The organism is Bacillus sp. EB600 (assembly GCF_024494385.1).
Taxonomy (GTDB): domain Bacteria; phylum Bacillota; class Bacilli; order Bacillales; family Cytobacillaceae; genus JAEVLT01.
In genome coordinates, this window is sequence record NZ_JAEVLT010000013.1 from 61,130 (window position 1) to 75,506 (window position 14,377).

At 38.4% G+C, this 14,377-nt stretch carries 11 protein-coding genes and 1 pseudogene; 2 read left to right on the forward strand and 10 right to left on the reverse strand.

Annotated features, from left to right (window positions below):
- Window positions 1-59: 59 nt before the first annotated feature.
- On the reverse strand, window positions 60-3,371 hold the full coding sequence (locus tag JN080_RS14815; protein ID WP_256236786.1) for an SNF2 helicase associated domain-containing protein: 3,312 nt from the start codon (window positions 3,369-3,371) through the stop codon (window positions 60-62).
- Window positions 3,372-3,772: 401 nt separating this feature from the next.
- Here JN080_RS14815 and JN080_RS14820 point away from each other — a divergent pair, with 401 nt between their 5' ends.
- Window positions 3,773-4,681, forward strand: a complete 909-nt coding sequence (locus tag JN080_RS14820) for a nuclease-related domain-containing protein (RefSeq protein WP_256236787.1) — start codon at window positions 3,773-3,775, stop codon at window positions 4,679-4,681.
- A gap of 626 nt (window positions 4,682-5,307) precedes the next feature.
- On the opposite strand, the gene JN080_RS14825 is transcribed toward JN080_RS14820, so the two are convergent.
- The 9 genes and pseudogenes from JN080_RS14825 to JN080_RS14865 all read right to left on the reverse strand — a co-directional run bounded on the left by JN080_RS14825 (window position 5,308) and on the right by JN080_RS14865 (window position 13,316).
- Window positions 5,308-6,474: a toxic anion resistance protein gene (locus JN080_RS14825; RefSeq protein ID WP_256236788.1), complete on the reverse strand. Its 1,167-nt coding sequence runs from the start codon at window positions 6,472-6,474 to the stop codon at window positions 5,308-5,310.
- Window positions 6,475-6,500: 26 nt separating this feature from the next.
- Complete coding sequence (locus tag JN080_RS14830; RefSeq protein WP_256236789.1) at window positions 6,501-7,127, reverse strand: 5-bromo-4-chloroindolyl phosphate hydrolysis family protein; 627 nt, start codon at window positions 7,125-7,127, stop codon at window positions 6,501-6,503.
- Window positions 7,128-7,661: 534 nt separating this feature from the next.
- Window positions 7,662-7,910 carry a DUF2798 domain-containing protein gene (locus JN080_RS14835; protein ID WP_256236790.1) on the reverse strand — a complete coding sequence of 83 codons (249 nt, stop codon included), beginning with the start codon at window positions 7,908-7,910 and terminating at the stop codon, window positions 7,662-7,664.
- Window positions 7,911-7,953: 43 nt separating this feature from the next.
- Window positions 7,954-9,153: an NADP-dependent malic enzyme gene (ystJ, locus tag JN080_RS14840; RefSeq protein WP_256236791.1), complete on the reverse strand. Its 1,200-nt coding sequence runs from the start codon at window positions 9,151-9,153 to the stop codon at window positions 7,954-7,956.
- 87 nt (window positions 9,154-9,240) lie between these two features.
- Entirely contained in the window at window positions 9,241-10,434 is a 1,194-nt protein-coding gene (locus JN080_RS14845; RefSeq protein WP_256236792.1) for an FAD-dependent monooxygenase, read from the reverse strand.
- Between the two features lie 29 nt (window positions 10,435-10,463).
- Window positions 10,464-11,578 (reverse strand): annotated as a pseudogene (locus JN080_RS14850) (cupin domain-containing protein).
- An 18-nt stretch (window positions 11,579-11,596) separates the two neighbouring features.
- Window positions 11,597-12,085 (reverse strand): DinB family protein, encoded by a 489-nt coding sequence (locus JN080_RS14855; protein WP_256236793.1) that lies wholly within the window; start codon window positions 12,083-12,085, stop codon window positions 11,597-11,599.
- The gene (locus tag JN080_RS14860) at window positions 12,085-13,035 is read right to left on the reverse strand and encodes a fumarylacetoacetate hydrolase family protein (protein ID WP_256236794.1); all 951 of its coding nucleotides are present in this window, start codon (window positions 13,033-13,035) and stop codon (window positions 12,085-12,087) included. The genes JN080_RS14855 and JN080_RS14860 overlap by 1 nt, the downstream gene beginning before the upstream one ends.
- 26 nt (window positions 13,036-13,061) lie before the next feature.
- A complete protein-coding gene (locus tag JN080_RS14865; RefSeq protein WP_256236795.1) occupies window positions 13,062-13,316 on the reverse strand; it encodes a YciI family protein in 255 nt (84 codons plus the stop codon).
- Between the two features lie 270 nt (window positions 13,317-13,586).
- On the opposite strand from JN080_RS14865, the gene JN080_RS14870 reads away from it, so the two are divergent.
- Entirely contained in the window at window positions 13,587-14,366 is a 780-nt protein-coding gene (locus tag JN080_RS14870) for an IclR family transcriptional regulator (protein WP_256236796.1), read from the forward strand.
- The last annotated feature ends 11 nt before the right edge of the window (window positions 14,367-14,377 follow it).

Sequence of the window (14,377 nt, forward strand, 5' to 3'; positions counted from 1 at the left end):
TTTTGTGAAAGCTTAAAGGTAGTCCCAACTCTGAGACTACCTTTAAAATTATCACCGCACTATATATTCAATATTTCCCTAATTTCTTGTTCAGTTATTTTTGAGATTGCTTGATCTCCTGGCTGTACAACTGTATCGATTAATTCTTTTTTACTTTGTTGCAGCTCGTATATTTTTTCCTCAATTGTCCCTTGTGTGACCATTCGGATGACTTGAACAACATTCTTTTGACCAATCCTGTGAGCTCGTCCAGCAGCTTGCTCTTCAACTGCTGGATTCCACCAAAGATCATATAGGATGACTGTATCGGCACCAGTTAAATTTAACCCAGTATTTCCTGCTTTTAAGGAAAGCAGGAAAGCTTCTCCATTTCCTTGATTAAACTTTTCAACCATATCTATTCTTTCCTTTGGTGCTGTTTGACCGTCCAAATAGAAAAAATGTAAACCTGCCTTTGTTAACTGTTCACGAATAATGGAAAGCATGCTCGTGAATTGTGAAAAAATCAGCAGCCGTCTGCCATTTTCCACTGCATTACCGACAATCTCCATTAATTGCTCCAGCTTACCAGAATCCCCTTTGTAATTTTCTAAAAACAAAGAAGGATGGCAGCATAGTTGACGCAATCTCGTCAAACCAGCCAAAATTTTGATCTGACTCTTTTGATATCCATCCTTTTGAAGTGATTCTTTTGTTTCTCCCTGGATTCTTTCAAGATACGCTAAGTAAAGCTCCTTTTGCGGCTTCGTAAGCTCTGAATAATTAACAGTCTCAATTTTGTCTGGGAGTTCCTTTAATACGTCTCTTTTCATCCTTCGCAAAAGAAAAGGGCGAATCATCATAGATATCTTTTCTAGTTCAAGCTGACGAAATGCCTTCTGATGAGGAAAAAAGTTTGGCATGATCGTTTGAAAAATCGACCAAAGCTCATCAATCGAATTTTCAATTGGTGTCCCACTTAGTGCGAAACACGTTTCTGCTTGAATTTCTCTAACCGCTTTTGCAGTTTTGGTTGTATAATTTTTGATTACTTGTGCTTCATCTAAAATTAGTGTGCTAAATTGAAGCTGATTATAATAATCAATATCTTGCCTTAATGTCGGATAGGAAGTAATCCATACATTTGGCAAGCAGTCACTTTGAAGCTTTTCCATTCGCTCCTGAGGTGAGCCAATCATTACCTCAACTGTTAATGAAGGTGCGAACTTTAGGAACTCGTTTTTCCAGTTATAGACGAGTGATGCAGGTGCAACAATCAACGTAGGTTTTGCATATTTATTCACACTAAATTGTGATAAGATAAACGCAATGCTTTGCAATGTTTTCCCAAGGCCCATATCATCTGCAAGGATCCCACCGAGTTTGTATAGCTCAAGTGTTTTTAGCCACTGGAATCCATAATACTGATAGTCTCTTAATTCTGCCTGAAGCAGATCAGGAATTTCAAAATCTAGCTCCTCTGGATTTTTCAAGCGATTTAACAGCCGGCGAAACTGCTTTCCATACTTCGCTTTACCTCCATTTTCCTTATTAATCATTTCATCAAGCTGCATTCCCCTGTAGATCGGTAGCTTAATCGATTTCTGTTGCAACTGTTGTGGTCTAATATTGAAATCTTGAATGATATTCTGAATGGTTTGAAATTTGTCTGACTTCAGTGAGACAAATGCACCATTAGCTAATCGGTAATATTTTTTCTTTTCAACAACAGATTGTAAAATATTTTGGATTTCTTCCTGTTCAATTCCTGCCATGTCAAAACCTATTTCTAACCAGTTTCCGGAAGAATTTACTTCAATATTAGTAACTGGAGCATGCCGATCAGGTAAAACTAATGACTTAACAGCATTCGTTAAGAAAATTTCAACTTTCTCCTCAAGACTTGGGAGAATCTCATATAAAAATTCAAATATTCCTTCTTCTCCTTCTATATAAAGACCTTTCCCATTGAATTTTAGAGAAGTAGCTTCAATCAACCCCATAATTGATTGTTCCTTTTCTGCATCCCTCATAATAATTGGGACACCTTTTTCCTGGGACTCTTGTTTAAATGGATCAAGCTTATGTTCACCGTAATAGAATTCCAATGAAACATAGAGAATATTATTAACCAAATCGACATAAGCCTTTGCCTGTAGAGGAAACTTTACGATTTGGCTAGAAACTTTATCTGTCATTTCCAATTTACTGATTTTTTCTATAACCGGTACGACCTGTGATAAGAAAGGTTCAATTTGGTCAGTAGCAATTGGCAATATCGGGCTATTTGACCTGTCAGTTACTTTTTTCAACTCTTCTAAAAATAATTGCTGCTCAGGCGAAATCTTATAAAAAATATTGTCTTGAACCATATACCCGTACAAGCCCAAATATTTAAAAGCCAGTAGATCTGTTACATCTAATTGAAATCCATTTGTCCTACCTTTATCTAATTGAATAGAAGCAGGCAGTTCATTATGAAAAATGGTAATTTGATTAAAGGCTACTTCGCCTCTTTCAAAGCGGATTGGCCTGTTACTCAGCTTTTTCAATAGGTCATCAGCAATCATCGGAGGAATATTAATTTCTCGTTCGTCAGCCATTCCTGAACTTTGAAAATAAGAAGGCTGAAACTGTCGATAGAGTTCTTTATATTTTTCAGCTTCCTGTAAAAGATTAATAATTTCTTGATCCTCCTGGGTAAACTGTTGCTCTGTAGGATCATATGTGAAGCTTTTTGTAAACGGATACTGAGCCTTTTTATCTATTGCTCTAAGAAAATCTGATATTTTCTTGACGACATATGTTCGTTTCTGGCCAACCTTCATCTCTAATTTTAGAAGATGTTGCGTTGCCTTGTAGGGCTTCTGTATTCTAATGATCCAATCTACCATTAAAAGATTCTTTGATTTTCCTTCATCCATACTCTCTTGTGAGTAACTGGTGATAGTCTGAATGAACTGATTTGTAAGTTGCTTTACATAAACTGCTTGTCTTTCCTCCTTTAGTCTTTCTGCTTCCTGTTGTCTTAGTTTCAGAATTTCCTCCTGTTTCCGTTTTAAATCAGAGTACTTCTGATTATTGCTTGAAGAAAAATTAGTATGCTCATGTTCATAGATTTTCAAGCATACCGCCGCAATATGTTTGCAAGATCCCCCGTATTGATTATATGCTGGACAGTTGCACTCTGAAGAAATTCCGTTACCATCATCCTCCTCTATCGTCACCTGATAGAATTTTGACCCTCTTACCTTTGCAGCCCAGATATTCCGTACTGGATCATGATATAAATCTCTGACACGTCCTTCCTGAAAGTATCTTAACCCACGATGGTAAACAGTATTTGAGAATATATTTTTTATATCATTTTTTGTTAATTGTTCGAAGATCATAAGGTTACCTCCACCTAAACTTAAACAGAAATACTATTATTTTATCATTATCAATAGTCAATTGTCTGATTATTCAAATGTCAATTTTACCTAAGAATTACTATTTTCCATCACTTTTTATTGAAAATGGCAAATCTAACTCCCGCTCCTACAATTTGTAACGATCTGTAAACATGTTTTGGAAAGAACAGGAGTTATTTCCCATTCTTTAACGTAGAGCGATTTGACACAAATGTCAACCGAAGCTGGCGAAATGCTGTATCCACAAAGCTATTTTGTTTTGTATTCCAGCTTACCCAATAGAAGTTAACAAAATCTTCATGCATTTAGGTACATCGCTCCGCTATTTTTTAATAAAATGAAAGTGAAGTTCTATGAAATTAAGAAAAAGGGAGTGAAGTATGCTAAGAAAACTACGTCTTGAACCTTCTAAATTAAAGATTCTTGGATTCTTAAACACAAGAATGGGTTTATCTGAAGATGAAAAACAGAATTATTTATACCTTAAAAAAGGCTACGATGGTGAGGTAATGTTTGATTCTTTAACAAATAAGCTTCAATGTGAATGCTATATCTTAAACGACCTGCTGCTAACGATCAACAACACCTTCTTCCAAATCGACACACTGATCATTTTTCAAAATAAGGTCAACTTTTTCGAGGTCAAAAATTATGAAGGTGATTTTTTTTACGAAAAAGAGAAGTTATATACAAAATCAAGATTTGAAATCAAGGATCCGATTCTTCAAGTGAAACGAAGCGAGTCTTTACTCCGCCAATTTTTCCAAAGTCACGGATTTCATAATATACCCATTGAAGGAATGGTAGTTTTCATCAACCCCGAGTTTACTTTATACCAAGCACCTATAAATGAACCAATTATTTTCCCTACACAACTTCCTCGCTATTTGAAAAAATTAGACATGACACCATCAAAGCTAAATGGATTACATAAGAAACTTGCGGACAAATTAATTTCGCTCCATATTGATGAATCTCCTCATACAACTTTACCGCAATATGATTATCAACAGCTACAAAAGGGATTCACATGTAAAGTGTGCCATTCATTTTTGATTTCTGTGAAGGGAAACAAATGTGTGTGTGATCTATGCAAGCACCAAGAAGTGGTTGAATCTGCTGTATTGCGTAGTGTAGGGGAATTTAAACTCCTGTTTCCAGATAGAAAAGTTACAACCAATGAGATTTATGAGTGGTGCAGAGTGATTGGGTCTAAGAAGAGAATTAGTAGGATCTTAGGGAGAAACTTTAAAAGTGTAGGAGCTCATAAATCGACTTTTTACGAGTGAAAGTCGAATTGGTAACTTCCAAATTCTACAGATGTCTTTTCATGGACAAAATCCCACTTCTCACGGGTGATTTTGTCCTATAAAACACTTTTATGGGACACTTTTGCCCTTCCGTTCCGTGATTTTGTCCTATAAACTCTTTTACAGGACACTTTTGCCCTTCCGCTCCGTGATTTTGGCCTATAAAACCATTTTATGGGACACTTTTGCTCTTCCGCTCCGTGATTTTGGCCTATAAAACCATTTTATGGGACACTTCTGCCCTTACACTCCGTGATTTTGGCCTATAAAACTCTTTTACGGGGCGCTTTCCCCCTTCCGCTCCGTGATTTTGGCCTATAAACTCTTTTACGGGACACTTTCGCCCTTCCACTCAAGTGATTTTAGCCTATAAAGACCTTTTCATAGACATTTATCCACCTTTGCTTGGGGATCTTTTCATTTTATAACAATACCAAAATGAATTTTACTGGATCCTTGCGAAAAGGGACAGTCCCCCGTCACGCTACTGCTTTAGCGCAAGCGTGGTTCCGTCCATGTATGTTGTTATTTCTATGCTTTGTTCACTTTGATTTGCTGAATATCTTTTTATAAATTCAGTGGATTCTACATTTTATAAATCAGCATTATCTTCCTTTAATCTCAAGAAGTTTTTTCTTTAATTCGTTTTCCATTGAGGCTAATTCATGCTCTGCCTGGCGGCGTTTGCTACGCCCTTCCGCCTGAATTCTTAGTGTTTCTTCAAGTGTCGTGATTAAACTTTCCTGGGTCTTCTTTAATGTTTCAATATCGACAAGACCGCGCTCGTTTTCCTTAGCAGTTTCAATCGTATTCGTTTTTAACATTTCAGCATTTTTCAGCAGCAGCTCATTGGTCGTTTTTGAAACCAGTTTTTGGGCCTCGACGGCATGTTGCTGCCTCAGTAATGTTAAGGCAATTGCCACCTGGTTTTTCCAGAGTGGAATCGCTGTCATGATCGAGGATTGAATTTTTTCCACAAGCGTCTGGTTTGTATTTTGAATTAGGCGTATTTGCGGAGCACTTTGAATCGTTATTTCCCGGCTCAGTTTCAAATCATAAAGACGTTTATCCAGTCGGTCGGCAAATTGCAGCATATCATTAACCTCTTGAAATTTCATTTGGTCATCAGCCGCTTCAGCAGCCTTTTTCAGTTTAGGAATGGTTTGGTTATAAAGCTCATCAAGCTTAATTTCCCCTGCTGCTATATATACATTTAAAGCCTGAAAATACTCCTTATTGTTTTCATAGAGCTTTTCAAGCATATTAATATCTGAAATTAGCACACCTTTGCTCCGCTCCAGCTTCACACTGATCCGATCAATTTGCGCGCCTGTTTTTTGATACTTGGAAAGCACCTCTTGGACTGAACTTGAAAATTTGCCGAACATGCGTGAAAAGAAGGACTTCCGTTCTGCACTTAGTTCATCAGGATTTACCTCATTTAGTTTTTTCATTAAATCGCTGATAATCTCGCCGACTTCACCCACATCTTTTTTTTGAACATGCTCAAGCATGATATGCGAGAACGACAACAGCTTAGACTGTGCAGGTGTTCCAAAGGAAATAATCGCTTCGTGATTTTTTGGATCTATCTGCTCTGCAAGCTGATAGGCTTTTGTCCGATTTTCTTCCGGAAGCCGATCAATTAGTCTGGGCGCCCTTTGTTCTTGAGTTTGAAAACTTGGCAGGACTTGATTGTTTCCGAACGGGTCTGAAAGTAACTCATCCATTAAATTTGCACCTTTTTCCAAATCTATTCTCTTATCATTCATAATAAAATCTCCTGCTTTCAATACAATTAAGATTGTTCATGTTTTTTTAACGAATGTTTGGCGACATCTATTTCATAATCAAGCTTCTCAATATCATCAGCAATGACAGTATATAAATCTTTTTCTACTGTTTTGTTCAATTCTTCTAGTGTCCAGAGTGCTTCATGAAGAGACTGATCCAGTTCCGGAGTCTTTTTTGGCTGTCGTGAAAGAAATACATATTTTTCAGCTAGCTCGACGGCTGAATCCAAATGGGAAAAGTAAAATTGCTCCGCTTTAAAAAAGCGTTTGGGGTCTTTTTTTGTCAAACTGTAAATTTTCTTTGAAACCTTTATTAATTCAATTCTTTGCTTTATCGAAGGAATATGCCTAATGGTTAAAAGGGATCTATGCAGCCTGATGACTTTTCCTTTGGCTTCGTGCAAATTTTCTTTAATATAGCGATATTCTTTTCGTGTTAAACCATGCTTTTTTAAAAAACTGTGGTTTAAATAAACGGAAGTTATCCAATAAATAAGTCCACCTCCAATAACCGAAACACCCGACGATAGCAAAAAGGATTGCCGAAATCCGAAATAACTAATCAACCAAACCATGACGATAATAGGAATAGCGACGAACGCTTTGACAATAAAAGCTAGAATTGGGTTCATCGTTTTTGCCCCCCCTGAGAATACTCATTCTTTTATACGAATAAAATTGCTGCGGTTTACTTCTTTTAAGCATGACTAATCGCAGCATTCTCTTGCTCACTCTAATCATACACCATCTGTTCATGGATTCCATAGACCTTGAATCTTAAAACATTCTAAGACCTGAGACGTATTTTTTTGCTTCCATGTAACAAAAGAACAAGTGCCCGTTTAGCGCACGACAGGACTGAAGCGCACTGACTGAGATAAGGCGAACCTTCAATCAGCGAGTGTATTTCTCGCTGATTGTTAGTTGAGCCAACCGGGTTTTTACGGGCAGTTGAGAATCTACTGCCCGTTAATACGCTGCAAAGGAAACACGAAGAGCGTTAGCGCATTCATGCTTGACTTTGACTTATCGTAGGGAAGTGAACGAAGTACACTAGTCGCTGGGCGCTGGAGCTAGACGATAAAAAAAAGCCGACACCATTTATGGATCCATGTTGGAAACTTAAATGGCATCAACCCTTTAGAATCAAAACATTACAACTCAAATTATAATTTATAATCCTTTTTCTCAACAAAAGTGATTGTATTCATTACCTTTCTTATTCCTTTAGGTAAAAAGTAGGATACCGGAAAGGCACAAACAAAGGCCTCACACCATATTCTTGCCCATATTTTACCAAATGCGCTGCTGTATCCAAAATTAATCGAAACCAATACAAAAGAAATAAAAATGGACATTCCCAGAGCCATAAAAAGTGTAAATACTATTTGTTCATATTTTTTATCAATTTTCATTTTGGCCACCTATTTCTTCTTCAAATCCTATTAAATAGGGGTCTTACACTTTGCTTGAATCAATATATATTTGCGCAACTCCTGTTTCCATTGCCGCTTCAGCAACAGCCTTTGCTACATGGGACGCCACTCTAGGGTCAAATGGATCTGGAATCACATAATCCGGAGTCAACTCATCATCAGCAATTAATCCGGAAATTGCATAAACGGCTGCCAGTTTCATTTCTTCGTTAATTTCTTTTGCGCGTACGTCCAAAGCACCACGGAAAATGCCAGGGAATGCCAGTACGTTATTGACTTGATTTGGAAAATCAGAACGGCCTGTCCCGACTACGAGTGCTCCTGCTTCCTTTGCTTCCTGCGGCAGTATTTCCGGAATTGGATTGGCCATAGCAAAAATAATCGAATCAGCACTCATGGAACGAACCATTTCTTTTGTTACAGCACCAGCCGCAGAAACCCCGACGAATACATCAGCCCCAACAAGAGCATCTGCAAGCGTGCCTTGTTTGTTTTCTTTATTAGTAATCTGGGCCATTTCATCTTTAAAACGATTCATCCCGACTAAGCGTCCTTGATAAATAATCCCTTTGGTATCACATAGAATGACATCCTTAACACCCATACGAAGGAGCAACTTAACAATCGCAACTCCGGCAGCACCAGCACCATTTGCAACAACGCGAACTTCCTCTATATTTTTATTAACAAGTTTCAAAGCATTAAGTAACCCAGCGACTGTTACAATAGCTGTACCATGCTGATCATCATGAAAAATTGGTATATTACAAGTTTTCCGAAGCCTATCCTCAATTTCAAAGCATTGCGGAGCTGCAATATCTTCTAGATTCACTCCGCCAAAAGTCGGTTCCAATAATCTAACTACATTAATGATCTCGTCCGGGTCGGTTGTATCTAAGCAAATGGGGAAGGCATCTACATCTGCGAACGATTTGAATAATAAGGCTTTTCCTTCCATGACTGGCAGGGCGGCTTTTGGGCCGATATTTCCCAGACCCAGTACAGCTGTTCCATTTGTCACAACAGCAACGAGATTTCCCTTCATCGTGTAATCATAAACTTTGTTTTCATCTTTATAAATATCCATACATGGTTCGGCTACGCCAGGGGAATAGGCGAGACTTAAATCTTTTGCATTTTGTACGGAAACTTTTGAATGGACACCAAGCTTTCCTCTATTTTCCTTATGCATCTTTAATGCTTCTTCACGTAAAGTTGCCATACAATGCCTCTCCTTTTGACTAATTTAAAGAATTTTGAAAAAATTCCCAAGAGAAACCCTGGGAATCCTAATATAAAATGTACAATATTAAGAATTTACCTTATCTGAGGCAAACTTCCGATAACCATATAACCAATCAACCACATCATATTCATCTGCTGTTCTTTTTTCAAAATAAGCATCGCGGACAGCAATTGTTACTGGATCCTCAGCATGGATAATTTCTCCATAGAATCGAGCTGTCGTTTGTACTTTTGCTGTACGCGGAATTCTCTCTTCTTGGTATGCTTTAAAGGCTTCAGCATAGTTATTTCCATGTTCTTCAAGCATTTTAGCTAAGTAGGCAGAATCTTCAAAGGCCTGAACTCCACCTTGAGCCAAGTATTGAAGCATTGGATGTGCTGCATCCCCTAATAGAGTAACATTTCCTTTTGTCCAATTATCAATTGGGTTTCGGTCGAACATTGGCCAGCGAATTTGACGTTGAATGAAGTCAATAGCCTGGCGAACATGCTTGTGGCAGCCTTCGAAACGTCTTTCCATTTCTTCTGGTGTGCCCCAGTCATCAGAGTTTTCTTTATATGCGTAGCTTTTAAACACAACGACTTGATTGTATAACTTTCCACCACGGACAGGATATTGGACAACATGTAGATTTGGCCCAATCCACATAATAACATCATCAAAATTAGAGTCTGGAGAAATTTCACTAATCGGAATCGTGCCCCGGTATGCTACATATTCCGAAGTAACCGGTTGATCATCGCTAAACACTTTGCGAATATTCGATTTTAATCCATCTGCTCCAATAACAGCTTTAGCAGTAAATTTTTCTCCTTTAGCATTGGTTACTGTAACGCCAGCTTCGGTTTCATCAACAGATACGATTTCCTGGTTATTTAATAGTGTAATAGCTGGAATAGCTTGGCATGCATTAAATAAAATCCTGTGCAAGTCGGAACGATGAAGCACACAATAGCTATACCCAAACCGTTCTTTAAATTGGTCTCCAAGATCTAATGCTACTAATTCTTTTCCTGAAAAGGCATCTCTTAATACAAGTCTTTGTGGGAAAACAGCAACCTTTGCAATTTCTCCTAATAAACCGTAGCTATCTAGAACTGCCATCGCATTTGGTCCAAGTTGAATACCTGCTCCTACTTCCCCAAATTCATGAGCACGTTCCAATACGGTAATAGAATTACCTGCTTTTGCTGCACCAAGTGCTGCAGCTAATCCCCCAATTCCACCACCGACAATGATTAAATTATTTTCTGCCATTTTCTTCAATCCCCTTTGCTCGTATATTTTTAAGCTAATTTTGGTTTAAATTCTCTCGTAATCGTTTGCTGGCCCTTGTTTTGTTCGAAACTTTGCGATTGTTCAAGATCGAATTGCTCCATAATTGGTAAATCGCTGCAAGAGAATAAATACGTATCTTCATCAGCAACGTGCTCATGCCATGCCCAGTTAGGTACGACAAAATAGTCTCCTGCTGACCAGTCAAATCGAACTCCATTTATCACGCTGTAGCCTGACCCCTTAAATACGTTATAAATCGTAGCGTGTGTATGACGGTGAGCTTTTGTATGGATTCCTTTTGGAAGTTTCTGCATCCAAGAAGCAATATTTTTATTGGCCGTTTCTCCCGTTGATGGATTAATGAACTCAACTGCATAACCATCAAATGGATCTGGATCAAAACGACTTAATCCGTTGATCGCATCCTCGGTTTTATTCCATTTATAGGCACCACGTGGAGCGGACATTGGATAGCGATCGCCGATTGGACGTACCATTCCACCTTCATAACGGTGTGAAGAGAAATTATCAGGCACCTTTGGTTCTTCAATAGCCTCCGGATATGGTTCAAAGAACGTTCCACCCATAGAATAAACTGCCGGAATATCCAGAGCGTCCATCCAGATCATTGGTTTATCAACCAAGATGGGCGTGACCGTGCCACAGATTTTTGGGTGTTATGAGGAAGTCGCCCTCTTCCATAAAAATCCTTTCACCCTGAACGATGGTGTAAGCCCCTTCTCCATGGGTAATAAAACGAAGCGCATTCTGAGAATGGCGATGGGATGGAGCTGTTTCACCAGGCAGGATTAGCTGAGCAGCAGCATAAAGAGTTTGTGTTGTTGATGCCCATCCCCATGGCTGGCGATAGGTTAGCCCTGGATTCTGGAAATAAATCGCTCTTCTTTCCCCGCCGCGTTCAGGAGTAAAGATTGTTGACGCTTCCATTAATTTTTTTATAAATAACATCCCATTTCCAAAGATAGGCCTGTGCCTGCGGCTCAGGCTGTTTATGCATCAATGCCGGGATTGCTTCCCATAACGGGCCAAGATGATATTCTTCAAGATCCCGATTAAAATCTTGAACAAGCTGACTGCTCATAAACTCTGTTTTCTCAGCCATATTCATATCCCCCTCTTATTAGCTTAATTTTGATTGATTTCTTTCAATCTGTCCGTAGTGCTTGCTTACATGTTCGACAATAAGATGATCTACAATAAGCGAAATCGGTTTTGTGCCGAAGTTTGGGTTGCGGCTTGTTGCAGTAATGGCTAGTGTATCTTTGTCTAAAGCGCCTAGTTCCTTTTCCACTTGAGACTGTAAAGCATCAAGTTCTTTCAATACATCATCAATCGTCCATCTGTCTGTATCGGTTACAGCGGCAAGGCGTGCCTCTTGAAGGTGGTTTCTTCCCCATAATTTCTCAGACTGTGCCTTTATTTCGGCTATCTCACCCAACCAGTAAGGGACTGCCTCCACTACGTGACATAAAATTTGCATAATGGACCATTCCTCTTCACTTGGCTTCCAGCGGATCGTATCCTCTGAAAGCCCTGCAACTGTGCCAATCATTTTATTAATTGACTGGTGAATGGATTCAATTGCTTGCTGGATTGTTTTTGTTTCCATTACAAGGTCACCCCTACAGCCACTCTTTTTACTTTATTTTCTAATGTCCCGATTTTATCAATGGCAATTTTCACAACGTCACCGTCTTTTAAGTACGTTGGCGGATTCATTGCAGTGCCTACCCCGCCTGGTGTTCCGGTTAAGATAACATCACCTGGTTCAAGTGTCATTAAGTTGGATAAAAACTCTACTAAATATTGAACAGAGAAAACAAGATTAGCAGTATTCGTATGCTGTCTTTCTTCCCCATTCACCGCTAATACAACTTCTAAACCGGAAGGATCTGTCAGCTCATCAGAAGTTACAAGCCAAGGACCCATCGGGGCACTGCCCTCTACCGTCTTACCTTGTAACCATTGAATTGTCCGGCGTTGAATGTCACGGTATGTTACATCATTAACGATGGTGTATCCTGCAACATAATCCAATGCCTCTTCCTGAGATACATTTCTTGCTCTTTTTCCGATAACAAAAGCAAATTCTGCTTCATAGTCTAGCTGTTCAGAAACTGGGTAGAACGGAATATCGTCCTGTGGTCCGACAACTGTATTCGCAAACTTAGCAAAAACAACAGGAAATGGCGGAATTTCTCGTTTCATTTCCATAATATGTTCCCGATAGTTATGTCCCACGCAAATCATTTTTCCAGGCTGTGGTACTGGAGCTTCTACTTTCACATCACTTAGTGCAAATACAAGCTTACGGCCTTTGTCTTCTCTCGTTTCCAGTGCAAATTTAATTGCATTTTTCGCAAGTTCAAGGCTTTCCTTCCCCCCCTGCAAGAAACCATTCATATCTGCCGGAACAAATGCTTCAGCAATTTGTGCAGCACGTAATTTACCTTCTGATTCTACCAATACCTGATAGGCAAGGTTTAAATCAACAACCTCGTTATCTACTATCGCTCCAACACGTGAAACTCCTTCTCTTGCAAACGTTATTAATTTCATATTAAAAACTCCTTATCTATTAAAATTTATTGTGCATTCCATTCCTTAATTGTATAAATTGCATCATTTTCAACTTTCATTGGATCCTGATTTACGATATTTGCTGCCTCATCAAAAGAATCCACTTGAATGACATAGGCCCCGCCAGTTTGATCTTGAAAGCCTCCTGCCACTTTTAAAACGTTATCATTTTTTAGTTTTTGTAAAAACTCCCGATGTCCTTGAATTGTACTCCCGGTAAATGAAGGCTTTCTCTCAATAAAAACGAGAAATTGTTTCAAGAATGAATTCCTCCTTTTTTTGTTTAATTGTATAATTCTATAATTAGGTTCCCTTGTTCTCTATTATGATAATCAATTGTTCACACAATTGTCAATAACTTAATTTTCAGAATTTAAATAAAAAATTTAAACATATAATGTTTTCCGATTAGTGTATACTTCTAGTATGAAAGGTTCAAAAAAGAGATGAATATGTTATTCTAGATTTTAAAGGCGTTTGAAGCCACTAAAGATTCATGATTCATACTTTAGTGACAAGGAGGATTATTAATGGAGAAGCTTAAAAAAGGGACAACTATTCAATCCTTAGAAATAGGGATGGGGATTTTGGATTTTATTGCTCACCAAGCAAAGCCTTGCAAGTTTACTGAAATTCAAGAATACACTCAAATTACAAAAAGTAATTTATATAAATATCTTAATACTTTTACGCATTTAGGGATTCTCTACCGTGATAGGGAGTCAGGTTCCTATGTACTTGGAAGCAAATTAATTGAGTATGGAATGGCCGCGGTGGACCAAGAAAATGTCCTTGATCGAATTACACCTTATTTAGAAGAATTGAATAGTAAAACACAAAGCACGGTGTTGTTCTCCATCTGGACCCATAGCGGCCCGATGGTTATTAAGATGTTAAACGTTAGCCAAGGTTTTAATATTGGTGCACAAATTGGAACGGTTCTTCCACCTAACTCGGCAACGGGGAAAATTTTTATGGCCTTTATGGACGAAACAATCGTAAGGGATTGGAAGGAGGTAGAAAGGAATAGGATACTCCCTGATCAGTTACAGGAGCTGGAAGCTGAAGTAAGTATGATTAAAGAAAAAGAAATATCGTTTGGACTTGAAACGCTTGTTCCATCTGCTTCATCTATCTCTTTTCCAGTTTTAAATTACAAAAAAGAACTATTGGGTGCTGTAACAGTTGTCGGTTTTTTGAATCAAATACCGACAAATGAAGATGGAGAGCTTAGTAAGTCAATCATTGAAATAAGTAAGGTAATTTCTAAAAGCTTTGGCTACGACCCATCCCAATTGAATGAAGCATAAAAGACATTGGC

Coding starts and splice junctions, on each gene's coding strand:
- JN080_RS14815 (WP_256236786.1), bottom strand. CDS start 3,371: ATGATCTTCGAACAATTAACAAAAAATGATATAAAAAATATATTCTCA.
- JN080_RS14820 (WP_256236787.1), top strand. CDS start 3,773: ATGCTAAGAAAACTACGTCTTGAACCTTCTAAATTAAAGATTCTTGGA.
- JN080_RS14825 (WP_256236788.1), bottom strand. CDS start 6,474: ATGAATGATAAGAGAATAGATTTGGAAAAAGGTGCAAATTTAATGGAT.
- JN080_RS14830 (WP_256236789.1), bottom strand. CDS start 7,127: ATGAACCCAATTCTAGCTTTTATTGTCAAAGCGTTCGTCGCTATTCCT.
- JN080_RS14835 (WP_256236790.1), bottom strand. CDS start 7,910: ATGAAAATTGATAAAAAATATGAACAAATAGTATTTACACTTTTTATG.
- ystJ (WP_256236791.1), bottom strand. CDS start 9,153: ATGGCAACTTTACGTGAAGAAGCATTAAAGATGCATAAGGAAAATAGA.
- JN080_RS14845 (WP_256236792.1), bottom strand. CDS start 10,434: ATGGCAGAAAATAATTTAATCATTGTCGGTGGTGGAATTGGGGGATTA.
- JN080_RS14855 (WP_256236793.1), bottom strand. CDS start 12,085: ATGGAAACAAAAACAATCCAGCAAGCAATTGAATCCATTCACCAGTCA.
- JN080_RS14860 (WP_256236794.1), bottom strand. CDS start 13,035: ATGAAATTAATAACGTTTGCAAGAGAAGGAGTTTCACGTGTTGGAGCG.
- JN080_RS14870 (WP_256236796.1), top strand. CDS start 13,587: ATGGAGAAGCTTAAAAAAGGGACAACTATTCAATCCTTAGAAATAGGG.